The following is a 25,075-nucleotide window of genomic DNA, read 5'->3' as shown; positions in this document are numbered from 1 at the left end:
ACGCCCAGCTAATTGCTGGGCGTTGTTCTCCACGATTGTTAACTGGCCTGCTGAATCTCAGCATTTAACGGACAATCATCAATAAGGTTTAAGTCGAAATCAAACTCATCAACTCGAATCGCTTTTTCACGTTTCTTGTTGTAATCAATTAACTTGGTATATTGCTCGCTAGTAATGACATTTGCGGCTAAAGCATTATCTAATGTGTCAACAAAACGCACACCTGGTTTTACTTGTTTAGAACGAAGTGCTTTCTTAAGAACTTTAAGTAAATCTAGGCACGCCATTTTCGCTTTATACGCTTGCTCGTTAATGTCATGACCATCACCTGCAGTTGGTTTAACTAGCTTTGTAATTTGAGACTTAAATGCCGTGTCTTGTTGTGCTGCAGCAGCTAACTCACGAATTAAATTGTCATCAATTTTTGCCATTCTGTGGCTAAATTGTAATGTTGCTACACGTAAGAACTTGCGAGCAAAACTTGCAGGGAAGTTATCTAAGAATTTATGTAACGCGTTTTCAGCATTTTGTAATGCCCAGCGCGTTGCATAATGGAAATAAGGAGCAGCTTGTGTACGCTCTGACTCAGATACTTTCTGCTCATAGTACTTAATTGAAGCCATAGCTGCGTAAAGGTAACTCATTACGTCACCAAGACGCGCAGACAACATTTCAGCTTGTTTTAACTTTCCGCCTAGTACCAATAATGAGAAATCAGCAAACAGAGCTAAACGAGATGATAATTGCATAACCGCTTTCTCATATGGCTTAACTTCAGACAATGAACTCTGACTGCCGGCCATAAATGGCATTAAACCTAAGCCGAATGCACGTAAGCCATTCGAAATACCGTAACCCACAGTTTGACGGAATTTCTTATTAAATTTCTTATCGGCATCAGATTCTTCGCTATGAATAGCTTCAACCATTTCTTGAAGATGCGGGTGACAACGCATAACACCCTGGCCAAAGATCATCAGGTTGCGAGTTAAAATGTTTGCGCCTTCAACAGTAATTGCGATTGGTTGCGCCACATATCCGCTTGCTAGTGTATTCTGAGGACCGTTTTGTATAGCTTTACCAGCAAGAATGTCCATTGCCGAGTCAAGCACATCACGACCGATTTCAGTCATATGATATTTTGCGATAGCAGTAACAACTGACGGTTTCAGCCCCATGCCTAAACCTTCAGTGGTCAACACACGCATCGACTCTTGAAGGTAAGTTTTACCTGCTATGTCAGCAAGCTTTTCTTGAATACCTTCGAATTGGCCAATTGATAGACCAAACTGCTCACGAACCGCGGCATATTCTGAAGCTGACTTAAGTGCTACCTGGCTTGTTGAAACACCTAAAGCTGGAAGCGAGATACCTCGACCAGCCCCAAGACAACTAACAAGCATCTGCCAGCCGCGACCGATGTTTTTCTGACCGCCAATGATGAACTCCATTGGAATAAACACTTTATTGCCGCGCGTAGTACCATTATAAAAACGGATACCCATAGGATCATGGCGATTACCAAGCTCAACACCTGGATGTGATTTTGGAATTAACGCACACGTAATACCTAACTCTTCTTTACCGCCTAATATACCTTGAGGATCAAATACTTTGAATGCCAGACCTAGTACTGATGCAATAGGTGCTAAAGTGATATAACGCTTGTCCCAAGTAATCTCTAAACCTAGAACTTCTTCACCATTGTGCATACCTTTAGTTACGATACCTTGATCTGGAATACCACCGGCATCAGAACCTGCTTCAGGGCTGGTAAGTGCAAAACATGGAATATCAGTTCCATTAGCTAGACGAGGTAAGTAATGCGCACGTTGCTCTTCAGTACCATAGTGCATTAATAACTCACCCGGGCCTAATGAATTTGGCACCATAACAGTTACAGCTACAGCTGAAGATTTAGTCGCGATTGTGCCTACGATAGTGGAATTAGCATAAGGGCTAAACTCACGGCCACCGTAAGATTTTGGAATGATCAAAGAAAAGAAGCGTTCTTTCTTCAAGAAATCTAAAATATGTTCAGGAAGATGCTTACTGTTTTGAATAACAGAATCATCAATCATAGCCATTAACTCTTTCACTGGACCGTCAATGAAAGCTTGTTCATCTGCCGAAAGTGTCGCCTCAGGCACTGCACGTAGTGCACTAAAATCAGGCTTACCTTGGTAGATTGAACCTTCTAACCAAACATCACCTGCGTCTAGCGCTTCTTGTTCTGTAATTGAGATACTTGGTAATACTTTTCTAAATTGTGTTCTTAAACTCATAACTAACTCATCAGACCAGTTGAATATACCTACATTACGGCACAAAAAACGCGTTAGATCAATTACTCTATGCAATTATTTAACAAGAAAATTACTATGCCTTTGCAAATGATAGTTTAAGTCATTGAAATAGATAGGCTTACACGTGTAAGCTCAACTTAGAAAATTTTTGAATATAAAAATCTGAACTTACAGATTTAGGTTATTAAAACAACAGAAAAATTCAGAGCCAAGTCGGAATTAAAATCTTCAAATTAAATTTTAGTATATAAATCAATCACTCCAATTTTCATAGCTAAAGAATCTGAATTTAGGAGGTTAGTTCTAAACATTAAATTTTAAAAATACAGCTTAAATTGATTGCCAACATAACATGACTCTTTACTTGAACAATGGCGTTTAAGCATTAGACTAAAGTCTAATACTTATGAAAAAGAGGTGTCGCATGTGGCTTAAATCAAAGCTTAAAGTGCTCACTCTTTTCATAGGCATGCTGACGGTTACTTCTGCATTTAGTTTCATGAATGACGAGTATGTCACATGGCGAGATACAATGGCCTGTGAGGCAAAATGCCAATTATTTGGTTGTAAATCAGGAAGTTTACTTGGTCAAAAGGATGGTCTATCACAAGCATGTCGATGTGAGGGTGAACAAGACTATCTATTAATTTTAGATTAGAAAAGAAAAACGGCGCGTAGCGCCGTTTTTGGTTCAACAAATTTTACTTTGTTAAGTCATCGAAGAACTTCTTAACACCATCAAAGAAACCTTGTGCTTTCGGTCTATTTTTACCGTTGTCTGCACCCATGCTTTCTTCTAACTCTTTTAACAGTTCTTTTTGTCTGTCATTTAAGTTTACTGGTGTTTCAATTACCACTTTACAAATTAGGTCACCGACTGAACCGCTGCGTACAGATTTAACACCTTTACCACGCATGCGGAACATTTTGCCTGTTTGGCTTTCAGCTGGTATCTTGAGGTTTGCTCGGCCATCTAGGGTTGGTACTTCAATTTCACCGCCGACCGCTGCTGTAGTGAAGCTAATTGGCACCTCACAATACAAATTATTGCCATCACGCGTGAATATCGGATGTTCACGAACAGAAACTTGCACATATAAATCACCAGATGGGGCGCCATGCATACCGGCCTCACCTTCACCCGTAAGACGAATACGGTCGCCAGTATCAACGCCTGCTGGAATTTTTACTGAAAGCGTTTTGGTTTTCTCAACTCGCCCTTGGCCATGGCAACTATCACATGGATCTGAAATAACAGAGCCTGTACCTTGACATGTAGGACATGTTTGCTGAACAGCAAAAAAGCCTTGGCGCATTTGCACTTGACCAGCACCATGACAAGTTGGACACGTCTTAGGTTTAGACCCAGCTTTAGCACCACTTCCGTCACATGGTTCACAACTTACCCAAGTTGGCACCTTGATTTCAACTTCTTTACCTCGAACGGCCTCTTCAAGGCTAAGTTCCATATTGTAACGAAGGTCTGAACCACGTTGTTGACGAGATTGACGACGACCGCCGCCACCAAAAATATCACCGAATACGTCACCGAAAATATCACCAAAGTCACCATGGCCTCCGCCAAAGCCACCATGGCCGCCACCACCATTTTGATCAAACGCTGCGTGGCCGTATTGGTCATACATCTGACGTTTTTGACTGTCTGTAAGTACTTCGTATGCTTCTTTTACTTCTTTAAACTTGGCTTCTAAATCCGCATCACCCGCTGTTCTATCTGGGTGGTACTTCATTGCTAAGCGTTTATAAGCTTTTTTTATGTCACGTTCACTGGCATCTTTAGAAACACCAAGTACTTCATAATAGTCACGTTTTGACATAGTTTTTATTACTCTTAGATAAGGATAAGCCTACTTGCTCAAGGCTTAAAAAACTGAATTTTAGATAGACTAAGGGCGCGTTAAGCAATGCTTACGCGCCCTGGAAATAACAATTACTTGTTATCTTTTACTTCTTCGAATTCAGCGTCAACAACATCATCATCTTGCTTAGCTGAACTTTGCTGCTGAGCACCGGCGTCAGCACCTTGTGCTTGTTGCGCTTGTGCATTTGCTTGAGCAATTTCCATAAGCTTCTGAGATTTCTCAGCTAGAGCTTGAACTTTAGCATCGATCTCTTCTTTGCTTTCGCCTTTAATTGCAGTTTCTAATTCAGAAAGTGCAGCTTCGATTGCAGTTTTGTCTTCTGCTGGTAATGCATCACCCGCTTCTTCGATTTGCTTACGCGTACCGTGAACCATAGCATCAGCTTGGTTGCGTGAAGCAACAAGTTCTTCGAACTTCTTATCTTCTTCTGCATTCGCCTCAGCATCACGAACCATTTGCTCAATCTCATCGTCGTTTAGACCAGATGAAGCTTGAATAGTGATCTTTTGCTCTTTACCAGTATCTTTATCTTTTGCAGAAACGTGTAAGATACCATCAGCATCAACATCAAATGTTACTTCGATTTGTGGTACACCACGTTGTGCTGGACGAATACCTTCAAGGTTGAATTGACCAAGAGACTTGTTGTCACTTGAACGCTTACGCTCACCCTGTAATACATGGATTGTTACTGCTGACTGGTTGTCTTCTGCAGTTGAGAATGTTTGCGACTTCTTAGTAGGGATAGTCGTATTTTTCTCAATTAGCGCAGTCATTACCTGACCCATAGTCTCAATACCAAGTGATAAAGGACAAACGTCTAGTAATAGTACGTCTTTTACGTCACCCGCTAATACACCGCCTTGAACTGCAGCACCTACAGCAACCGCTTCATCAGGGTTAACGTCTTTACGAGGCTCTTTACCGAAGAACTCAGTTACTGTCTTCTGAACTAGTGGCATACGTGTTTGACCACCAACAAGGATTATGTCGTTAACGTCGCTGACAGAAAGGTCTGCATCAGCAAGTGCACGCTTTAATGGCTCAATTGATTGAGTTACTAAATCTTCTACTAAAGACTCAAGCTTAGCGCGAGTAAGTTTTACGTTCATGTGCTTAGGACCAGTAGCGTCTGCAGTCACATAAGGTAAGTTAACTTCTGTTTGCTGTGCACTTGAAAGCTCAATCTTAGCTTTTTCTGCTGCTTCTTTAACACGCTGCATTGCAAGCGGGTCATTTTTAAGGTCAATACCTTGATCTTTTTGGAATTCAGCTACTAGGTAGTTGATAACACGGTTATCGAAGTCTTCACCACCTAAGTGCGTGTCACCATTTGTAGCAAGTACTTCAAACGTGTGCTCGCCATCTACTTCATCGATTTCGATGATTGAGATATCGAATGTACCACCACCAAGGTCATATACAGCAACAACATTGTCACCTTGTTTCTTGTCCATGCCGTATGCAAGTGCAGCAGCAGTTGGCTCATTGATGATACGCTTCACTTCAAGACCCGCGATACGGCCAGCATCTTTTGTCGCTTGACGCTGAGAATCGTTGAAATAAGCTGGTACTGTGATTACAGCTTCAGTTACTTCTTCACCCAGGAAGTCTTCTGCTGTCTTTTTCATTTTCTTAAGCACTTCAGCTGAAATCTGAGGTGCAGCACGTTTTTCACCACGTACTTCTACCCATGCATCACCATTGTCTGCTTTAGTAATAGTGAAAGGCATGATGCTAATGTCACGTTGCACTTCTTCGTCTTCAAAGCGACGACCGATTAAACGCTTGATTGCAAATAATGTGTTTTTAGGGTTTGTAACCGCTTGGCGCTTAGCTGGCTGACCTACTAAAGTTTCACCTTCTTCAGTGAAAGCAATAATTGATGGGGTTGTGCGATCACCCTCAGCATTTTCAATAACGCGTGCGCTATCACCATCTAGTACTGCAACACAAGAGTTAGTAGTACCTAAATCGATTCCAATAATTTTACCCATGAATCTTCTCCGACTTCAAAATTCGTTGTTCGTTTCGATGACTAGTAAATAGGGGCAGTGTTTTTGAATTCAAGCGTAAAAATAAAAAAAAATGCATTTTTTTGAAATTATTTTTCTTTTGCCTGTTTTGTAGACACTTTTTCTTCTTTAAATACCAAATAACGCAATTACCTTGCTTTGTTTACTGCTGTAAATCAAACTCAGTAGATACTTAAGTAGAATAAAACTTGCTATATATGATCCTCGCCTGCAAACATTGTGACTCATTAGTTCGTGTGTCTTCACTTGGAGAACATCAGCGTGCAATTTGTCCTTGTTGTAAAAATGAGATAGTCAGTTATCAAGCTAATCAACAACAATGGTTGATTGCATTCAGCCTTACCAGTCTATTATTCCTGTTTTCTAGTCTTTATCCCTCTTTTGTAAGCTTCAGTCAACATGGACTAGTTCAAGATATAAGTTTATGGCAGGCCTTTAGTTTGCTCGCAGATAAATATAGTGTCGTTCTGTCTGGTATTTTCGTGTTCAGTACATTTTTAATCCCACTGCTTGTATGCTTACTTGTACTATTAACTAACAGCCATTATTGGCAAGACCTAAATCCTCATAATGCTCGCTATCTAGCACGTTTACTCAATAAGACAAAAACGCTTAATCTCTCCGATATATTCCTAGTAGCCGTTTTAGTCAGTGTTTTTAAATTAATGTCACTCGCTGATATTGGATTTGGCCTTGGCTTTTGGGCTTATATTCTATTTGTAGTTTGTTTTATAGAGACGTTGTCTCTTGTAAATGAAACTGAATTATGGGAGAGGCAGCAGATGCTGTTTCAACCCGCACTGCTTCATGATGGTAAAAGTGCGCGAGCACAAGAACTCAAACAATGTTTAACTTGCTCTCAGCTTACCAGAGAAACCCATTGCCCGCGGTGTTATACTAAAACTTATTTCAGAAAGCCAAACTCAGCGCAAAGAGCAATTGTTTGGATGGTCACTGCAACGGTCTTTTTAATCCCTGCAAACCTGCTACCCATTATGAATACCGTTAATCTAGGCAATGAAACACCTGCTACTATTTTCACTGGCGTAGTTGTTATGTGGCAATCAGGCTCATACCCAGTCGCTATGCTAATATTCTTAGCCAGTGTCTGTATTCCGATTATTAAAGCCGTGGCATTGTTCTACTTAATATTACAATCGAGAAAGTGTACGCACCCTAAACGGGCAAGCACAATTTATCGTTGGTTGGAAATAATGGGGAAATGGTCAATGATTGATGTTTTCGTCGTGATTATTTTGGTTTCTTTGGTACAACTTGGTACTGTGCTCAGTGTTGAACCTCAAATTGGTATCGTTTTTTTTACTATTATGGTGTTATGTCAGATCGTCGCCGTGAATAGTTTTGACCCTCGGATTTTATGGGACAAGTTTCACAATCATGAATGAACATGCTTATATCGAGTCTAAGCCAAAATTTACTGTGATTTGGATTATTCCAATTATCGCACTGCTTATAACTGCTTGGATGTTATTTAAATACCAAGCAGATCAAGGTCATACAATTTATGTGAAAATGACTACTGCAGATGGCATCACTGCTGGTAAAACAGAAGTTAAAGTAAGAAATGTTAAGGTCGGTTTAGTCAAAGGACTTGAATTGGATCTATCTCAAAATGGTGTGTTAGCTAAAGTACAAATCGACAATCAATATGGTGACTTACTAACTGAAGATGCCAAATTCTGGGTTGTTAAGCCTCGCATAGATCAATCAGGCATATCAGGTATGAATACCTTATTATCAGGAGCGTATTTAGAGTTAGAGCCTGGACAAAGCCAAAGCCTGTCATATTTATTCACCCTGCAAGATGAACCTGCTTTGATAAGTAATGACATAGATGGTATGCGTTTCAAGTTGACGGCAAGCTCAGCAGAAGTGCTCGATGTTGGTACATCTATCTATTTTAGGGGTTACCGAATAGGCCAGATTGAATCCGGACGATTTGATGTTGATACCTTGTCTATGCATTACGGCATCTTTGTCTTTTCTCCATATGATAAACTGATCACTAACAACACTATTTTCTGGGTTAGTTCGGGGGTTGACTTTAGCCTCAATACATCCGGTGTACAATTTTCAACTGGAAGTTTATCTAAGTTAATCAAAGGCGGTATATCAGTTGATTACCCTCCTGAACAAAAGCCTAATGATATAGCACTCGCTAATAAAACTTACGCTTTGCATAAAAACTATTCGCAAGCACTAGAGAAACGCTTTGATGATTTTGACTTTTATATTGTCGAATTTAAACAGTCAATTCGTGGTCTCAATGCAGGTGCACCTGTGGAATACAGGGGAATGAGGATTGGCACTGTTGAACAAGCTCCGGCTCAAATAGAAAAAAATGGAGAACCGATATACTTTGAGCAAGACAATACACAAGTGCCGGTTCTGATAAAAATTGAATATGGCAGAATTTATAAGAATGAGCAGTTAGCAAAACAATATTGGCAACAAAATATAGACAAATGGATTAAATCTGGATTACGAGCATCACTAAAAAGTGGTAATTTGTTAACCGGTGCGGTATATATAGATTTTGATTTTTATAATAATGCTAATGAGATGAGTTATGTCACTAAAACTGACATATACCCCGTTCTTCCAAGCATATCGAGTGGTTTTACTGCTTTATCGGAACAAATGACAGCCTTGGTTAACAAATTGAATAAGCTGCCATTCGAGCAAACCACCAACACATTAAACAATACATTAGTGGCATACCAATCTCTTGCAGATGAATTAAAGGTCATGATCCACGAACTAAATAACAACGAGACTGCAGATAAAGTGGCTAAAAATTTAACACAATTAGAAACAACACTAACTCAACTAACTAGTAGCTTGAAGCAATTTGAATCCACATTGTCTAGCTACCAACAAGACTCAGGTGTTGTCGATCAGTTAACCAATACATTACAAGAGCTAGAAAATTTATCAAATACACTTAAACCTCTTTCAAAGGGGTTTAATGAACAACCAACTATGCTGATATTTGATAAAAACATTCCAAATGACCCAATTCCAGAGAAGCGATAATGCGTAATTTAACTATTATATTGGTACTACTGACGTTAACAGCTTGCTCGTCAGGCCAAAACATTCAGTTAAAATATTATGACTTTGCGTATCAACAAGAAGACAGATCAAAAACTTCTGAGCAGACGGGAACTAAATATCTACATATCAATCAAGTAAAGATCCAAGGCGTTGCAGATCAACAGCCTCTAATACAGATACTAAGAGATAACTCTGTCAATATTACCAATTATCACTTTTGGTCTCAGCACCCTAAATATACGTTTACCGACTCCATGGCACGTGGCTTGGTAAAAAAGGTATCAAATTACAAAGTGATCCCTGCCGGAAAAACAGCGCCTCAAGATGGTGAGTTTATGCTCCAGGTGACTGTTACTAAACTTGCAGGCCATTATGAGTTTGGTTCGTTGATTGAAGGCCAGTGGTTTATTTATCAATTTAACGCCCAAGGAAAGCAATTATTAAGTTCTGAGTTTTTCTCAATTTCAACCCCACTGAAAGACTCTGGATTTGATGCGCTCATCAAAGCGCATCAAACTGGTTGGGAAAAACTTACTGATAAAATATCAGACGTTATTCTAGCGAAATCTATTTAAGTTTAAGTTGATAAAGATTACTCACTTCTTGCGCTTCGTTTAAGATGATTTGTGTTTCAAAGTTGAACCCACATTTTATTAGTAAATTTATGCTTGCCCTGTTTTCAGGATCAGTGAGCGCACAGAGATATTTAAGTCTTAGAACATTTAATGAGTGATCAATAACGCATCTTGCCGCTTCGAGCGCATAACCAAAGCCAGTAAACTCATCTAAAAACGCATAACCAAGATCTGGGTACTGTAATGCTGGTCTTTTGTATAAGCCACATACACCAATTTGCTTGAAATCTTTATCGTTGCTTTTCAGACACACAACATAAGGTGAAAATGTATCTAACTTATAAGGTGTTAAAAAAGCTGTTTCAATGTAATGCTCTGCATCTTTATGAGTTTTAATGCTTTTATCAGCTATATTTTTTTTAAAACTATCTTGATTCAATAATTTAAAAATAAAACCAGCATCATTTAAAGTTGCCTGTCTTAGCAATAATCTCTCTGTATTCAATTTCACGATAGAACCCTAATCCCTTACTCTTGGATATACCAAACCAAAACTGTATACAATCTATAATAGATACTATTAATTAAACAGCTAAATATCTAATGTAGAAAGTAATGCTTAAAACTAGCGGCTATTAAAATTAACCTTTCTGTAACGTTTTGTTCTTTTATTTTAATCTGAATTTGATAGGATGCAGTGGCTATAAAAACAACAGAACAGGTTAAGTAATGCATACTGAATCACCTATTTGTGATTTCGGCCTTCATCAAGGCGAGAAATACACGAGTTTGCCTGCAAGCTTTTTAAACTGGATGGTTGAAATTGACCATGAGAAATGTGCATTTGCAAAACAAGAATTGCTGAGAAGGGAAACGGCCGTGCTTAAAAGTTGCTCAAAAAGAAATTAGTGCCCACCTGTAGCGCTTTAGAGCATATAGTTTAAACTAAGCGCGTAATTACTACACACGGGTTTATTATGCGCAAATTATTAGCTCTCTCGGTAGCTATAACACTTTCAGGGTGTGCTACCTACACAGCTCAGCAGTCAAAAGCTGAATACCTTACTATCCTACACACTAACGATAACCATGGACGTTTTTGGCAGAACGAAAAAGGTGAATATGGAATGTCAGCAAGAAAAACACTTGTTGACAGGCTTAGAAATGAAGCCCAAGAAAATGGCCATGCCGTTTTATTACTTTCGGGTGGCGATATAAATACAGGCGTTCCAGAGTCTGACCTTCAATATGCAGAACCTGATTTCAAAGGTATGCGTTTACTTGGCTATGATGCAATGGCAATCGGCAACCATGAATTTGATAATCCATTGCATATTCTTGATAAACAAATTGAATGGGCTCAATTCCCTATTCTATCGGCGAATATTCTTAATAAGAATGATGCGTCTCATGCATACCAACCATACACAATTATAGAAAAAAATGGTCTTAAAATTGGTGTGATAGGACTTACCACTGTCGATACAGTCAAGATTGCAAACCCCGAGTATGTTGGGCATTTAGACTTTATCAAACCGAGTATCGCTGCAAAAAAAGTACTGAACGATATTAATAATAAATATGAAGAGATCGACGTTACTATTGCTGTTACACACATGGGCCATTACCACGATGCAAAATATGGTATTAATGCACCCGGCGATGTCACTTTAGCAAGAGAGTTGCCAAAAGGCGCGCTCGATATGGTCATTGGCGGACACTCTCAAGAACCCGTTTGTGTAGATTCACTCGGTAACCCTGATAAAGGTTTTGCACCAGGAAAAGCTTGTAAGCCAGATAATCAGAATGGCACTTGGATCATGCAAGCCCATGAGTGGGGAAAATATGTTGGTAAAGCTGAATTTAAAATCGAAGGTGAAAAAATTACACTCGAGAATTATCAGCTAATTCCGGTCAATTTAAGAAATGATACTGGTGAAGTGATCGGGGAATATATTCAAGAAGATCAAGACATGTTAGACCTATTAAGGCCATTCCAAAAAATAGGAAAAGGTCAGCTTGACTTACCTATCGGTTTTACTGATGCATATTTAGACGGTAAACGAGATACTGTGCGATTTACGCAAAGCCCATTAGCACGCCTAATTATTAAAGCACAAAAAGAATCAGTAAAAGCAGATTTTGGCCTGATCAGTGGCGGGGGTATCCGTCACAGTATTGAAGCTGGCGAGATAAGTTATAAAGACGTTTTAAAAGTTCATCCTTTTAAGAACAGAATTACGGCAATGAATTGGATAGGTAAAGATCTTATTGATTACCTTGAAGTCGTTACTTCTTTCCCGACTGACGCTGGTGCTTATTTACAATATGAAGGTCTAAGCTTTGATCGAAAAGATGGAAAGTTAGTTAATGTGAAAATTAACGGTCAAGCTTTAGAACTAAACAAAACCTATAGAATGAGTATTAACAGTTACAATGCAGCAGGAGGTGATGGATATCCAATACTTGTTGGACGAAAAGGGTTTGTACCCTCTGAGCGAACTGATGCTGAAGTATTAAAAGCCTATATCGAAAAGTACTCTCCTATTAAGGTTAGCGAACTATAAGTTCTAGTCGTCTTGTCTATATCTATCAATTGATGCCAGAACATATCTGGCATTTTCAATTCATTATTTGCCTCTTATCTCATAATCACTGTCTAATAAATCCTTAAGACCATAGCTATGTAACTTTGAGCGCGACCCTTCACCATGCGCTTTAGGTGGGTACAGTTTTGCTTTTAGATCTGGGCTTTCTCTTAAAATTTCGTCAAGTGCCGCCCTAATTTCGCTAAGGGTTTTTTCTAAGCTGTTCGAGAAATTTGGCCTTTTTCTAACTGTATGTCCTAGAACGGATAGCCTATGAAAATATTTTTCTGCAATAGTAAGCAACTCAGCTGGCACGTCCTTATTTAAATGAAGGTTTAAATCCGGGTAAGCATGGCTAAATTCGATCATTGCCAGATAAAAGCAAAGTGGTTTATTGGCCAATTGGCTTTGAATTTCACTAATACCCTCTATAAATAATGACTTTGAATATAAATCAACTACTAACTTCGGTTTTATAGTTTCTACCGAAGCCGCTCGTTTTTTCACTCTGTTTTCAATATGTTTTCTAAATACTTTGCGGTAGAGTATTGCGTTAGCCAAGGTAAGTAACATCACTATAATGTATGTGTATTTAACATGGCTTCTATCAGCAATTAAAACCAAATAGATAGTTTTATAATTTGCAAACAATTCCAAAAACGCTTTATTACTTGGCTTAACAGTAGATATAGATTCAACTTTTACTCTAGAATCAAGCGATTCAAGTTGTTGATTCAATTGCTCAATATAAATATCTACTTCTTGCTGATTACCTGCATAGTTAAAAAGTGGTTCAGCTAATGGTAGGCTGGTGACATCGAGTGAGACACGTTTAGCTACTTGTTCGCTCTGCAGTGCAACCGCCTGTGCTATTTTGCTCTCTTGCCCCGAATAGAATAATAAGGTTAACAAAGCAAAAACGGCTGCTGTGAAAATATAAAGTGGTTTTATGTTTATCATTATTTTTCACCAATAAATTTATAAGGTGAAAGATCGCACTGCCAGAACTTTTCTAGAGATTCAAAATAGGCACTGCCTACTGATTGCGCTATTTGTGTTGTGATTGTTTGAACGGCACAGGCGAGATCTGTATTGTTTTCAGTCAATTTAAGGTACCAACGGCTGCCTGTAATATTATCACCAATGGGGGTAATATAGTTATGAGAAAACTTTTCGTCATCAGTCTTATCATTCCAATAAGACGCGATGATATCTACTTCATTATTTGCAAGCTTTTCTCTTAGTGCGGTGTGAGAGCTAACATAAGTAATATTTAGGTGTTTAATATCTAAATCTAATTGCTTAAATGCTTTCTTTGGCAAAATATGGCCAGACCGACTGGTTGGATAATCAAGCAAACCTATACGTTTATCAAGGAAATACGCTTTTTCAAGTTTAGGTTTTTCTTTATTCGAGATAAAAAATGCAGAGTAACTTGAATAGCCAATAATCGGTGTGTAGTTATGCGTCGCATCGGCACGAAGTGCTTGCATAATACTGTCTTTGCTCAATATGAGATCTGCGATACCTTTACCAAAAAACTCGATTTGTTCAGCTAAACTTCCCCCCCAAAAAACTTCAACATGACCAAATTGACGTTTTAGAGTACTGTTTTGACAAAGCGCAGGAAGTATTTGCTCAGCAAGTTGTTTTGTGGGTACTTTAACTCTAAAGACGGCTTGGTTCTCACTTGATGCAGTTTGGCAGTGGAATTTATGTTGCTGTATAGGCACCAGATGTATAGAGGTATCAGTAATAACCAATTGTGATAATAGCCAAACTAACCAAGTGCTAGCGATAACAGACAGGAACAAGATAGTTTTTAACGATAATTTATATTTTTTTAACAAAACAAAAAGTAAGTTTATTGACAACTTGACCATTAGAGCAAGTTTACTTACTCATTACAATAGGTAAAATTATTTAAATTTCATAAACACTTGATTTATATGCTTTGTTAACAAGTAATGATGAATAAACTTGAGTCCTTTATTCAAACTTCAAAAACACGGACAATTGACCTTAATAAGATTACGATCTACACGGGCTATACATGTTGAATTTGACAACAGTTACAAAAACACTGGCTTTATCATTGACTATGTTAACAGTACTTAGTTCACACAAAGCGATTGCTTGGGGTCAAAACGGTCACAGAGTAATTGGTGAAATAGCTGATATGCATTTGACTGATAAAACTAAATCAGCCCTACAGCCTTTGCTAGCTGGTAGTTCTTTAGCCCAAATCTCAACCTGGCCCGATGAAATGCGCTCTAGTCCGGAGCACTTTTGGCGAAAAGAATCTGGCAAGTGGCATTACATTAATATTAAAGATGCAAAAAAAATGCATCAATATGTAAACACTTCTATTGACTCAAGAGATAAAGTTGCACATATTTTAGACGGAATTTATTATTCTATTAATATTTTAAAGAGCAATAAGAGCGACTTAGAATCTAAAAAGTTTGCTTTAAGCTTTCTAGTCCATTTGGTAGGTGATAGCCATCAGCCTTTCCACGCTGGACGCTCTGAAGACCGTGGAGGTAACTTAATTAAAGTATCTTTCTTCGGTAAAGAAACAAACTTGCATAGCACGTGGGATACGCATCTTATTGAAAATGAAAATTTATCTTTCACTGAGTTTGCAGATTTCATAAAAACGTCAAATAAAAAGACTATAAAGGCATACTTAAATAGCCAGCCTGCTGATTGGTTGGTTGAATCGAACAAAATATCTCACCGCGTATACGGTGAAAACGAAACAAAGCTCAGTTATGGCTATGTCTACAAGCATATGCCTGTTGTCAAAAAGCGCTTATCACAAGGTGGTATCCGTTTAGCTGGGCTTCTTAACCAAATTTTTGACAGTAACGCAAAGCCGTTAACAGAAGCGCTTATCAAAAAGCGTGGTTAATGGCATGCAAAAAAGTAAGTTAAATAATCTCAACACGGGAAACAATAAAATGAAAACTCAACTACGCAAAACGGCACTATCGCTTGCAGTTATTGCTGGCATCGGTGCAAGTGGCGCTGCGTTTGCTAACGAAACCTCCTCTGCAGTGAAAGGTCAGATCGTTGGTCCTCAAGGTAATCCAGCTACTGGTACTACAGTAACTATTATGCACTTACCTTCTGGTTCAACTAAAGTGGCAACTGTAAATGATGCAGGTTACTTCTCAGCAAAGGGTTTACGTGTAGGTGGTCCTTACCAAATCATCGTTGATTCAACGACTTTTGAAGATCAGCTTATCGAAAACGTATATCTTTCACTTGGTTCTGATTACCCAGTAAACGTTCAGTTGAAAGCTCCTTCAGATATCGAGCAAATCGTTGTAACAGGTCGCCCAATTAGCCAAATGTCTGGTGGTACAGGTCCTGCTGCTACTTTCACACTTGAAAATCTTCAAGAAGCACCAGCAATTAACCGTGACCTTCGTGATATCGTTCGTGCAGATCCACGTGTTTACGTAGATGAGAGCCGTGGTGCTATCCAATGTGGTGGTGGTAACCCTCGCTTTAACAGCCTGACACTTGACGGCGTTCGTATGAACGACAACTTTGGTCTAAGTTCAAACGGCTACCCTACTGTTCGTGCACCTTTCTCTTTTGATTCAATCGATCAAGTTGCTGTTGAACTAGCACCTTTCGATGTTCAGTACGGTGGTTTCACTTCTTGTAACATCAACGCGGTTACAAAGTCTGGTGGTAACGATATCAGTGGTGGTATGTTCTACGACTACACAAATGACTCTATGAAGGGTGATAAGGTAGAAGGCGAAGACATCGACAACGGTGATTACTCTGAAAAGCGTTACGGCTTCCACGTTGGAATGCCTCTGATTGAAGATTCATTGTTCCTATTTACTTCATATGAGAAGTTAGAAGGTGTTGAGCAATTTAGCTACAGTGCTTTAAACAATACTGTAAGCCAATCTGACCTTGACCGTATTATCGCAATTACAAAAGACAAGTATAACTATGACCCGGGTACAATGGTTCCTAGTATGCCTGTTGAAGATGAAAAACTTCTAGTTAAGCTTGATTGGAACATTAACGACAGCCACCGCGCTAACGTAGTGTACAACTGGAATGATGGTTTCCGTTTATCTCAGTCTGACCAAGCAAGTGATGAGCTACCGCTAAGCAACCACTTCTACGAACAAGGCGCAGAGATGACGTCAATCGTAGCGTCACTATACTCAGACTGGACTGATGAACTTTCAACTGAAGTACGCATCGGTAAAACTGATTTAGATGGTCGTCAAGCATCACTAGATGCAGCATCAGGTTTCGGTGAATTCCAAATCACAACCGAAGACGAAGGTACAGTTTACATTGGTCCAGATGACTCTCGTCAATCAAATGATCTAGACTGGGACAACTTCACGCTTAAATTAGCAGGTACTTATTACCTTGATGAGCACACTATCACTGCTGGTTACGAGTTCGAAGAATTAAATGTATTCAACCTATTCATGCAGCATACACAAGGTGAATTCCGTTTCAGCTCTATTGAAGATTATGAGAACGGTGCTGCATTCACGTTCTACAACAACTCAGCTGGTACTAACAACCCTAACGATGTAGCTGCTTCATTCTCTTATGCGCAGCATACTTTCTACGTTCAAGATGAATACGCATTCTCTGATATCGATGCAACACTAACGTTCGGTCTACGTTATGACCGTTACACAAGTGATGACAGCCCAACAGAAAACAAGCGCTTTGAAGAACGTTATGGTTTCATGAACACTAAAAACCTTGATGGCGTTGACTTACTTCAACCACGTGTAGGTTTCAACTGGTATGTTGATGACGCGTTAGAAGTACGTGGTGGTATTGGTCTATATTCTGGTGGTAACCCGAATGTATGGCTATCTAACTCATACTCAAATGATGGTGTAACTCAAATTGGTAAGCGTGGTTTCTATGCTAACTTATTTGAAACTGAGTTAACGAACATCCACGGTGGTACACCAGGTTATGATGTTCCTAAAGACATGTTCGACGCTATCGGTAACACTGCTATCGGTGATGGCGACGGTGCTGTAAACTCAACTGCGCCTAACTTTGAAATTCCTTCAGAGTGGAAGTTCGCTTTAGGTGCAACCTACACAACTGAAGACGAGTATGTGTTCAGCGTAGATTACCTATACACAGATAAGCAAAACTCAGCGCTTGTAAAAGATATTGCACTTCAAACAACTGGTAAAACAGCACCTGACGGTCGTCCTCTTATTGAAGAGCGTGAAGACGGTCGAGATGGCGACTACATGTTAACTAACGTATCAGGTCCAGATGCTAAGTCACACATCATCTCTGCTGCAATGAGCAAGCGTTTTGATAATGGTATTGACTTAACTCTATCTTATGCATTCACTGACTCTCAAGATGTGAACCCAATGACAAGCTCTACAGCTGGTTCGAACTACGGTAACATCGCGACATTCAACCCGACTGCACCAAGTTTATCTACGTCTGATTATGAAGTACCACATCGTTTTACTTTACAACTTGGTTATAAAGTAGAACTAATTGATGGCTTCAAAACTAAGTTCAACCTATTCGGTCAGGCAAGCAAAGGTCAACCTTACAGCTACCTATTCTCTGGTAGTGACAGCGCGTTTGGTGATGCAAGCTGGAATTCACGCAGTGGTCGTCAGCTAATGTATGTTCCTGAAATCAATGATGACAAAGTAACTTACAACATGACATCAGCTGAGATCGAAGATTTCCATAACTGGATCGCTGAGCAAGGTTTAGATCGTGGTCAAATCGCAGCACGAAATAGCCAAAATGCTGATTGGTTCAAAAAGCTAGACTTCAAGATCACTCAAGAAGTACCTGGATTTATGGATGGTCACAAAGGTGAAGTATTCTTCGTTATCGACAACTTAACTAACATGTTAAACGATGACTGGGGTGTAATGCGTAAAGGTAACTTCGTAGGTAACCGAGTTGTTAAGGCAGCTATTGTTGACGGTAAGTACGTTTACTCTGACTTCAATCCAAATGCAGCTAACCAATCTGTACAGAAAGATGTATCAGTTTGGGAAATGCGTTTCGGTGTGAAATACACTTTCTAATCTAAATTAGATTTATTAAGGCCAACTCATGTTGGCCTTTTTTATATGTGTTCATTAAGTTTGTGTAACACTGCTTTCAATGTCACTCGTTCTTGTTCTGACAGATCTTTTAACAATGACTTTTCCCAAGCTTTAGCTGAGACTGACAGTTTTTTATAAATCTCGCGCCCTTCTTTAGTTAAAAACAGTACTTTGCTCCGCTTATCTTTTTCGTCGGCTTTAAGCTCTATTAAACCTCTTGATTCTAGTTGTTTAATTGCTCTCGATATCGTTGATTTATCAATTCGAGCGAGTTCAATTAACTGTTTTGCAGTAAAGCTCGATTGTGCCAGATGTGCCATAACACGCCATTGAGGCGAAGTTAAATCGGCTTGCTCTTTATACACATTCGCAAAGTCATCACTTACTTTATTGGCTAAATGTACAAGTTGATAAGGTAAAAATTCTTTAATTTCTAACATAAACTGTCTTTTATTTTCTGCATCTCATTGCCTTTGTAAACTAAATTATACAAGCAAAGTTTGTTTTTTAATTTGAATATAGTCTCACATGAGAGTATCTTAATTGCAAACATCAAAGGAGCAAGTTCTATGAGCACAGAATTTCAGTACTTAACAGGTTTTGGAAACGAGTTTGAAACCGAAGCTTTACCAGGCGCATTACCAATAGGTCAATTCTCACCACAAAAAGTAAAATACGACCTATATGCAGAACAATTTAATGTAACCGCGTTCACGGCACCACGTGCTGACAATCGTCGTAATTGGTTCTACCGCATTCGTCCTTCAGTTGTTCAGGGGGACTATACGTCGATGGACAATGGTTTATTAAGAACAGCGCCAATTACTGAAGTGCCAACGCCCCCTACTATGTTACGCTGGAACCCTATTGACATCCCAAGTGAAGCAACAGACTTTGTTGATGGTTTAGTAACCATGGCAGCAAATGGCAGTGCAAACGGTCAAGTGGGTATTGGAATCCACGTCTATGTTGCTAATAAATCAATGCAAGGTCGTTATTTTTATAATGCCGATGGTGAATTGCTATTCGTTCCTCAACAAGGCGAAATGGTTTTACATACTGAGTGCGGTAAACTTGCAGTAAAGCCGGGCGAAATTGCAGTTATTCCACGTGGTATCAAGTTCTCAGTTGAAGTAATTGGCGACAGTATTCGTGGCTATATCTGTGAAAACTACGGCCACCCTTACATTCTGCCTGAACGTGGTCCTGTAGGCGCTAACGGTTATACTAATGAGCGTGACTTCCAATATCCTGTAGCAGCGTTTGAAGATCTTGAAGGTGACTTTGAGCTTGTGTCTAAGTTTAACGGTAACCTATTCCGCTGTGACATTGGTCATTCACCACTAGACGTTGTGGCTTGGACAGGTAATAGCGCGCCTTATAAATATGATCTTTCGCGTTTCAACGTGATGAACACCGTCAGTTTTGACCACCCAGATCCATCAATTTTTACAGTCTTAACGTCTCCATCAGGTACTGCCGGCGTTGCCAATGTCGACTTTGTGATCTTCCCTCCACGTTGGATGGTTGCAGAAGATACTTTCCGCCCACCATATTATCACCGTAACATCATGAGTGAGTTTATGGGCTTAATTGAAGGTGTGTATGACGCTAAAGAACATGGTTTTGTTCCTGGTGGTATGAGTTTGCATAACTGTATGTCACCACATGGTCCTGAAGCCGATGTATTCGAAAAAGCTTCAAATGCAGAGCTTGAGCCGCAAAGATATGAAAACACTTTAGCTTTCATGTTTGAGTCTCGTTATGTGATCTCGCCAACAAAATATGCACTTGAAGGCAAAGAAAGACAACAAAATTACCTTGATTGTTGGAAAGGTATCAAAAAGTACTTCAAGGGTGCTTAAGCTTTCTATAATGTTATAAATATTAGGCACGCAATTGCGTGCCTTTGTCGTGATTAAGGATTTGAATATGAAACTTTATACCTATTTTCGCTCTTCTGCAGCGTATAGGGTACGCATTGCATTAAATTTAAAAGGTATACCGCATGAAATGTCTGCGGTTAATCTCTTGAAATCAGAGCAAACTGGTGAACAGTACACCAATAAAAATAGTCAAGGTCTATTGCCTGCGTTAGAAACTGAGCTAGGTGTTTTAGGACAATCTCTGGCAATTCTAGAGTGGTTAGAAGAAACATATACCGACACACCTCTGCTTCCGAGTGATCCATGGCATAAAGCTCAAATTAGAAATTTTTGTTATGCCATAGCATGTGACATCCACCCAATCGATAACTTGCGTGTACTTAAATACCTATCAAATGAACTGAATGTTGATGATGAACAAAAGAACACTTGGTACAGACATTGGGTTATTGAAGGGTTTAAGAAGCTTGAAACTATGCTAGCCGGTGATAAGTTTTGTTTTGGAGATAATCCGACTCTTGCCGATGCCTGCTTGGTACCTCAAGTCTTTAATGCGTTAAGATTTAAAGTAGATATGAGTCAATTCCCAAAAATTGAAGCTATTTATAATCACTGTAATACGCATAAAGCATTTATTGATGCAGCGCCTGAAAATCAATTCGACGCTGCTTAATCTTTCATTCATTGTGCGCTTACTGAAGCGCACAATGAACTTGGTCTAAGTGTCCGATTAAATCTAAACCTAAGTCCGTCAGATATCCGCCATCAGGACTGTCAATGACACCTTTCTTGTAAAGCCTCTCAGCCGCCGCAATCAAATTAGGATCGGCGTCTTTATGGATTTTGATCCCCATTTGCATACTTGAGCGTGGAAACTTTGCTAAAAGTGTTAACTCAGCCATAAAATTGCTATCTATAGCCATAACCTCTCCCATTAATTTATTGTTGTTGTGGTAATATAGGTTCAAATTTTCATGAACTAAACTAAGGTTAGCTAAAAATAGGAGTTATGCCATGACATATAACAAATTTAGTTTTCTCAACTTAGTTTTATTTTCTGTATTTATCTCAGGTTATGCTTACGCGAACCCCAAATTGGGCAAAGCTAATTTGTTTATAGACAATCTAAATGCTGTCTGCTGGTATAAAGATGCCAAATACAGTGAAGGTGCATTGATTGTCATGGCTGAGAAACTGTTCGTTTGTGCTAACAAGTTCGATAATCAAGCCAATGGCCAACTAACATGGCGAATTGCTGATGAAAACGGGTTACCGGTCCCTCAAAAACCAAAGAAATCTATTCGCATTAACTAAATAAGAAGTCATTATTTATGGAACAACCAAATAACCCACTTCATGGTATAAAACTAGAAGAAATATTAATTAAACTTGAAGCTGAACTTGGCTGGGAAGAAATGGGCAATATTGTCAATATTCGTTGTTTTACTCACGATCCGAGCATCAAATCGAGTCTAAAGTTTTTGCGCAAAACACCTTGGGCAAGAGTCAAAGTTGAACAACTTTATTTAGATACATTTCATGGCTTTAAGTGGTCACCTATTAAGAAGTGATTGCTGACTTAAAGTTTTAAATGTTCGCTTAATTTTGTCAGTAACATACTCTGGAACACGCTTATTACAGGCAAAATAGAGCTTATTATTTATGTTTTGAATTGGTAATATAGGCTCTAATTCAGCCAAAAGAGTACTGTTTTTCGAAGCGGCTTTTACTTGAGCATCACCTAGTACAACCAAGTCCAATTGCTTTTTTCTTGTTTTTAAAATATCTAAAACATTATTAAAGCTCGAAATAACAACTAATTGTGATTGCTCAGTAAAACCGTTTTCTTTTAAGTATTGGTGGCTGAAGTTATTTCTTATTACTGCTGTACGGTATTTTAAGGCGTCTTCTAAAACATCGAGTTTTATCTTACGGCTTTTCAGCGCATAAAATGAACTTGAAAATTCTGCTACAGGAAATAACCAGCTAAACATATCTTCTCTTTCATTGTTTCTTCCGATAGAAAATATACATGTGTCGCTATCTCGCTGCACCGCATTATATGCGATGTGCCAGGGTTGAACAGATAAATTGAACTGGATATTAGCATCAACAAGTACACTAGTAACTTTCGAAACGGTTGGACCGGCTAATTTACCATCAGCATCAAGATATTGATAAGTCGGGAATAATTCGGTAACTATATTCAGTGTGTATGCAAAGAGTTTTGTTGAAAATAGTAATGAAACGATGAGAAACGACGCCTTCATAGTACTCCCTATAGATAAAAAAGGTGATGAATAAACTATTCACCACCTAATACTATAGCCTAACTACGATTTATCGCATCTAGAAGAAATGCTGATATTTTCGCGCCTTCGCGTAAAGTTGTCTCAGAACTTGATTGACCGACTAATGAGCTGTCAGTAAATGGAGCGATTTCCATCATATCTGCGCCTGTGATTGGGAAACGCTCAGACAATGCCTTCAAAATAACCATGGCTTCATCAGGGGTCATACCATTGCCTTCAGGTGTACCAGTTGCAGATGCCCACTGTTCATCTAAGGCATCGATATCAAAACTAACATACAGCTCATCTACATTATCAGCTTGCAGCTGTGCAATAACATCATCTACGATTGCCTGAGCGCCACGCTCTCTGATTTCATGCGCCCAGTGTTGCTTCACACCAAACGTTGACTCCCAATGAGACTTGTCTTTACCACTTGAACGAATACCAAACTGAATTAAATGATGTGGTGCAGGTAAGAACTCAAGAATGTGTGTACACCAAGAGCCAAAACATAAATCGATACCTAAGCGCTCTACTAACAAGTCTGTATGTGCATCAAAGTGAATAATAGCAGTACGCTTACCCGCATCTCTTTTCGCTTTCAAGTACGATTTTGTTAATGGATAACTAATCGAGTGGTCACCACCAATACCGAAAATGCCTTTGTTTGGATAATGCAGGTAGAAACCATCGCAAACATCTTCAGTGATTGACAAAGGTGATACGTGATAGCCTTCTTCAGTACTTTGATAAAGTGCCTTTTGACAATTCTCTATAGTACCATCATTCAAATACTTATCATGCAGAAGGTGAGGAATAACGCGAACATCACCTAAATCAAACGCCTCAACATGAGGTTGCTGTTCTATTAATGTGCTTCTTAAAAATAATGGTCCCCAGTTAGCGCCTCTTAAAATACCGCCGCCGCAGTCTGAGCTGATACCTAAAATTGCCGCTTTATGTTCTGACTCTTCAATCTTTAATAACGACTCTTTCCAGATCTGCTCAATACCCTCAGTTTGTCCATAAAGCTTTGTACGCAGTGCATCTTTTCTTTCTTTCGCAGTATTAACAGTAAATACCCCATCTCCCGGAGGACATAAACACTGGGTCATTTTATTGTAAAATTGTTCTTTGCTAATACTCATAGAAACCTCTGCTTGCTTTGCATATTCATGCTAAAACTTTGTTAAGAAAAAATATCTCACCTAATACTGTGCTCACTAAAGCGCACAATAAAACACGTTCAAAAAGACAAAGACATATATATATATTCTTTGAAATACAATACCTTAACCTTAATTAAACGTTAAATGGTAAAACAGAATTTTTGTTTATGTGCAGAGATATAGCATGCTGTCATTTTATGTCAACAAGGGCCGTTTTATTACAAAACAGCCCTTGGTTTAATATTCATATAAAATGAATAAGTTACTCATAACCCCTTGGTTTCTTGGTCTTTATGATAGCAATATAGCCATGCCAACTGGCGTAACTAAGTAATGGCATAATCACTATAAAGGCCGTGCCACCTGTGGCAAAACCAAACATCACTAAAAACAATATGATGAATGCCCACACTAACATAGCCGAAGCGTTAGTCCTAACCGCATTAATTGACGACACCACGGCAGTCATTATATCCACACGTCTCTCCATCATGATTTGAGGCGTGAAAGCTGAAATGGCAAACACACTGACCATTAATATTCCACCAATAAGGCTGCCTAGCGCTAAAAATGATTGTAGCTGCTCAAATGTTGGATTCGGCACGTTCGGGTATAGTGCGTGTACAAGCGCCGCTAAACGCATCCAAACAATCATTATGACCATGAGAAGTATCGCAAACCCCCACTCTCCCGCAGGGTTTCTGAACATAGATTTCAAACTATGTCCTAGCGTTGGTGTATGGCCTTTTTCTAACTCCCAAGCGACATCATAAAGCCCTGCTGCGAATGCAGGACCAATCAGCGCAAAGGCTACTGCGGCAGGTAGAATAACCAGGTGTGTATCTAATTGGTAAATTAAATATAAGATAGTGACGGGTATGGCAGTAAATACTAACCCATAGATTAAACTTAAAATTGGTGCTCTCACCATATCGGCAATCGCAAGCGATAGCCAGTGAAACGGTGCTAGTGAACTAATTCTATTACTTTCGAGACAGCGAGCAAATTCTGTATTTTTATCGATTGGTGGTGAAGCTGGCATAATAACCCCTTTTTTGTTGCGGCTATATTAATGTTTAGAAGAACAACTCCAATCTTGCAAGGAATTGCATGATCGTGCACAAAGACAATCGGACATCTGTCCTGTACTTTA

General features: G+C 39.1%; 23 protein-coding genes. 12 read left to right on the top strand and 11 right to left on the bottom strand.

The annotated features are described in order from the left end of the window. Positions 1-38: 38 nt before the first annotated feature. On the bottom strand, positions 39-2,285 hold the full coding sequence (locus ABMY35_RS15065) for an acyl-CoA dehydrogenase (RefSeq protein WP_349286968.1): 2,247 nt from the start codon (positions 2,283-2,285) through the stop codon (positions 39-41). A gap of 445 nt (positions 2,286-2,730) precedes the next feature. Between ABMY35_RS15065 and ABMY35_RS15060 the strand changes: the two genes are divergently transcribed. After that, complete coding sequence (locus ABMY35_RS15060) at positions 2,731-2,964, top strand: hypothetical protein (RefSeq protein ID WP_349286967.1); 234 nt, start codon at positions 2,731-2,733, stop codon at positions 2,962-2,964. A 43-nt stretch (positions 2,965-3,007) separates the two neighbouring features. Here ABMY35_RS15060 and dnaJ read toward each other — a convergent pair whose 3' ends face one another. After that, positions 3,008-4,144, bottom strand: a complete 1,137-nt coding sequence (gene dnaJ, locus ABMY35_RS15055; protein WP_349286966.1) for a molecular chaperone DnaJ — start codon at positions 4,142-4,144, stop codon at positions 3,008-3,010. A gap of 113 nt (positions 4,145-4,257) precedes the next feature. Further along, positions 4,258-6,186, bottom strand: a complete 1,929-nt coding sequence (dnaK, locus tag ABMY35_RS15050; protein WP_349286965.1) for a molecular chaperone DnaK — start codon at positions 6,184-6,186, stop codon at positions 4,258-4,260. 236 nt (positions 6,187-6,422) lie between these two features. Between dnaK and ABMY35_RS15045 the strand changes: the two genes are divergently transcribed. From ABMY35_RS15045 to ABMY35_RS15035, 3 genes are read left to right on the top strand one after another with little or no spacing between them, the layout of a single operon-like run. Then, complete coding sequence (locus ABMY35_RS15045; RefSeq protein WP_349286964.1) at positions 6,423-7,631, top strand: PqiA/YebS family transporter subunit; 1,209 nt, start codon at positions 6,423-6,425, stop codon at positions 7,629-7,631. Then, on the top strand, positions 7,624-9,282 hold the full coding sequence (gene pqiB, locus ABMY35_RS15040) for an intermembrane transport protein PqiB (RefSeq protein WP_349286963.1): 1,659 nt from the start codon (positions 7,624-7,626) through the stop codon (positions 9,280-9,282). Before ABMY35_RS15045 ends, pqiB begins: the two co-directional genes overlap by 8 nt. Further along, entirely contained in the window at positions 9,282-9,878 is a 597-nt protein-coding gene (locus tag ABMY35_RS15035; RefSeq protein ID WP_349286962.1) for a PqiC family protein, read from the top strand. The genes pqiB and ABMY35_RS15035 overlap by 1 nt, the downstream gene beginning before the upstream one ends. Here ABMY35_RS15035 and ABMY35_RS15030 read toward each other — a convergent pair. After that, a complete protein-coding gene (locus ABMY35_RS15030) occupies positions 9,871-10,389 on the bottom strand; it encodes a GNAT family N-acetyltransferase (protein ID WP_349286961.1) in 519 nt (172 codons plus the stop codon). The two genes, ABMY35_RS15035 and ABMY35_RS15030, sit on opposite strands and share 8 nt — an antisense overlap. Positions 10,390-10,607: 218 nt before the next feature. Between ABMY35_RS15030 and ABMY35_RS15025 the strand changes: the two genes are divergently transcribed. Together ABMY35_RS15025 and ushA are read left to right on the top strand one after the other, a co-directional pair. After that, complete coding sequence (locus ABMY35_RS15025) at positions 10,608-10,787, top strand: hypothetical protein (RefSeq protein WP_349286960.1); 180 nt, start codon at positions 10,608-10,610, stop codon at positions 10,785-10,787. Positions 10,788-10,855: 68 nt separating this feature from the next. Beyond that, positions 10,856-12,445, top strand: a complete 1,590-nt coding sequence (ushA, locus tag ABMY35_RS15020; protein WP_349286959.1) for a bifunctional UDP-sugar hydrolase/5'-nucleotidase UshA — start codon at positions 10,856-10,858, stop codon at positions 12,443-12,445. Between the two features lie 63 nt (positions 12,446-12,508). Here the strand turns inward: ushA and ABMY35_RS15015 are convergent, their stop codons facing one another. Both ABMY35_RS15015 and ABMY35_RS15010 read right to left on the bottom strand, forming a co-directional pair. Further along, positions 12,509-13,426, bottom strand: coding sequence for a hypothetical protein (locus ABMY35_RS15015; RefSeq protein ID WP_349286958.1), 918 nt, complete (start codon positions 13,424-13,426; stop codon positions 12,509-12,511). Further along, positions 13,426-14,280, bottom strand: a complete 855-nt coding sequence (locus tag ABMY35_RS15010; protein WP_349286957.1) for a PhnD/SsuA/transferrin family substrate-binding protein — start codon at positions 14,278-14,280, stop codon at positions 13,426-13,428. Before ABMY35_RS15010 ends, ABMY35_RS15015 begins: the two co-directional genes overlap by 1 nt. Before the next feature lie 239 nt (positions 14,281-14,519). On the opposite strand from ABMY35_RS15010, the gene ABMY35_RS15005 reads away from it, so the two are divergent. Together ABMY35_RS15005 and ABMY35_RS15000 are read left to right on the top strand one after the other, a co-directional pair. Beyond that, entirely contained in the window at positions 14,520-15,380 is an 861-nt protein-coding gene (locus ABMY35_RS15005; RefSeq protein WP_349286956.1) for a S1/P1 nuclease, read from the top strand. 49 nt (positions 15,381-15,429) lie between these two features. Continuing rightward, positions 15,430-18,552, top strand: coding sequence for a TonB-dependent receptor (locus tag ABMY35_RS15000; protein ID WP_349286955.1), 3,123 nt, complete (start codon positions 15,430-15,432; stop codon positions 18,550-18,552). 41 nt (positions 18,553-18,593) lie between these two features. Here the strand turns inward: ABMY35_RS15000 and ABMY35_RS14995 are convergent, their stop codons facing one another. Continuing rightward, positions 18,594-19,013 (bottom strand): MarR family transcriptional regulator, encoded by a 420-nt coding sequence (locus ABMY35_RS14995; protein WP_349286954.1) that lies wholly within the window; start codon positions 19,011-19,013, stop codon positions 18,594-18,596. A gap of 129 nt (positions 19,014-19,142) precedes the next feature. Between ABMY35_RS14995 and hmgA the strand changes: the two genes are divergently transcribed. Beyond that, positions 19,143-20,438: a homogentisate 1,2-dioxygenase gene (hmgA, locus tag ABMY35_RS14990; protein ID WP_138479527.1), complete on the top strand. Its 1,296-nt coding sequence runs from the start codon at positions 19,143-19,145 to the stop codon at positions 20,436-20,438. 67 nt (positions 20,439-20,505) lie between these two features. Next, positions 20,506-21,132, top strand: a complete 627-nt coding sequence (gene maiA, locus ABMY35_RS14985) for a maleylacetoacetate isomerase (RefSeq protein WP_349286953.1) — start codon at positions 20,506-20,508, stop codon at positions 21,130-21,132. 19 nt (positions 21,133-21,151) lie between these two features. Here maiA and ABMY35_RS14980 read toward each other — a convergent pair whose 3' ends face one another. Beyond that, on the bottom strand, positions 21,152-21,382 hold the full coding sequence (locus ABMY35_RS14980; protein WP_058032440.1) for a TIGR02647 family protein: 231 nt from the start codon (positions 21,380-21,382) through the stop codon (positions 21,152-21,154). Positions 21,383-21,473: 91 nt separating this feature from the next. On the opposite strand from ABMY35_RS14980, the gene ABMY35_RS14975 reads away from it, so the two are divergent. Continuing rightward, entirely contained in the window at positions 21,474-21,773 is a 300-nt protein-coding gene (locus ABMY35_RS14975; RefSeq protein ID WP_349286952.1) for a DUF1496 domain-containing protein, read from the top strand. 17 nt (positions 21,774-21,790) lie between these two features. Continuing rightward, a complete protein-coding gene (locus ABMY35_RS14970; RefSeq protein ID WP_349286951.1) occupies positions 21,791-22,030 on the top strand; it encodes a VF530 family protein in 240 nt (79 codons plus the stop codon). Here the strand turns inward: ABMY35_RS14970 and ABMY35_RS14965 are convergent. The 3 genes from ABMY35_RS14965 to ABMY35_RS14955 form a co-directional block, all read right to left on the bottom strand. Next, entirely contained in the window at positions 22,013-22,729 is a 717-nt protein-coding gene (locus ABMY35_RS14965; RefSeq protein WP_349286950.1) for a transporter substrate-binding domain-containing protein, read from the bottom strand. The two genes, ABMY35_RS14970 and ABMY35_RS14965, sit on opposite strands and share 18 nt — an antisense overlap. A 59-nt stretch (positions 22,730-22,788) precedes the next feature. Next, positions 22,789-23,901, bottom strand: coding sequence for an arginase family protein (locus ABMY35_RS14960; RefSeq protein WP_349286949.1), 1,113 nt, complete (start codon positions 23,899-23,901; stop codon positions 22,789-22,791). Between the two features lie 283 nt (positions 23,902-24,184). Beyond that, positions 24,185-24,964: a DUF2189 domain-containing protein gene (locus ABMY35_RS14955; RefSeq protein ID WP_349286948.1), complete on the bottom strand. Its 780-nt coding sequence runs from the start codon at positions 24,962-24,964 to the stop codon at positions 24,185-24,187. Between the last annotated feature and the right edge of the window lie 111 nt (positions 24,965-25,075).

It is taken from the genome of Pseudoalteromonas sp. BZB3 (assembly GCF_040104455.1).
GTDB lineage: Bacteria > Pseudomonadota > Gammaproteobacteria > Enterobacterales > Alteromonadaceae > Pseudoalteromonas.
Note: the sequence above shows the minus strand (reverse complement) of the source record. Positions and strands in the feature narration are given on the sequence as shown.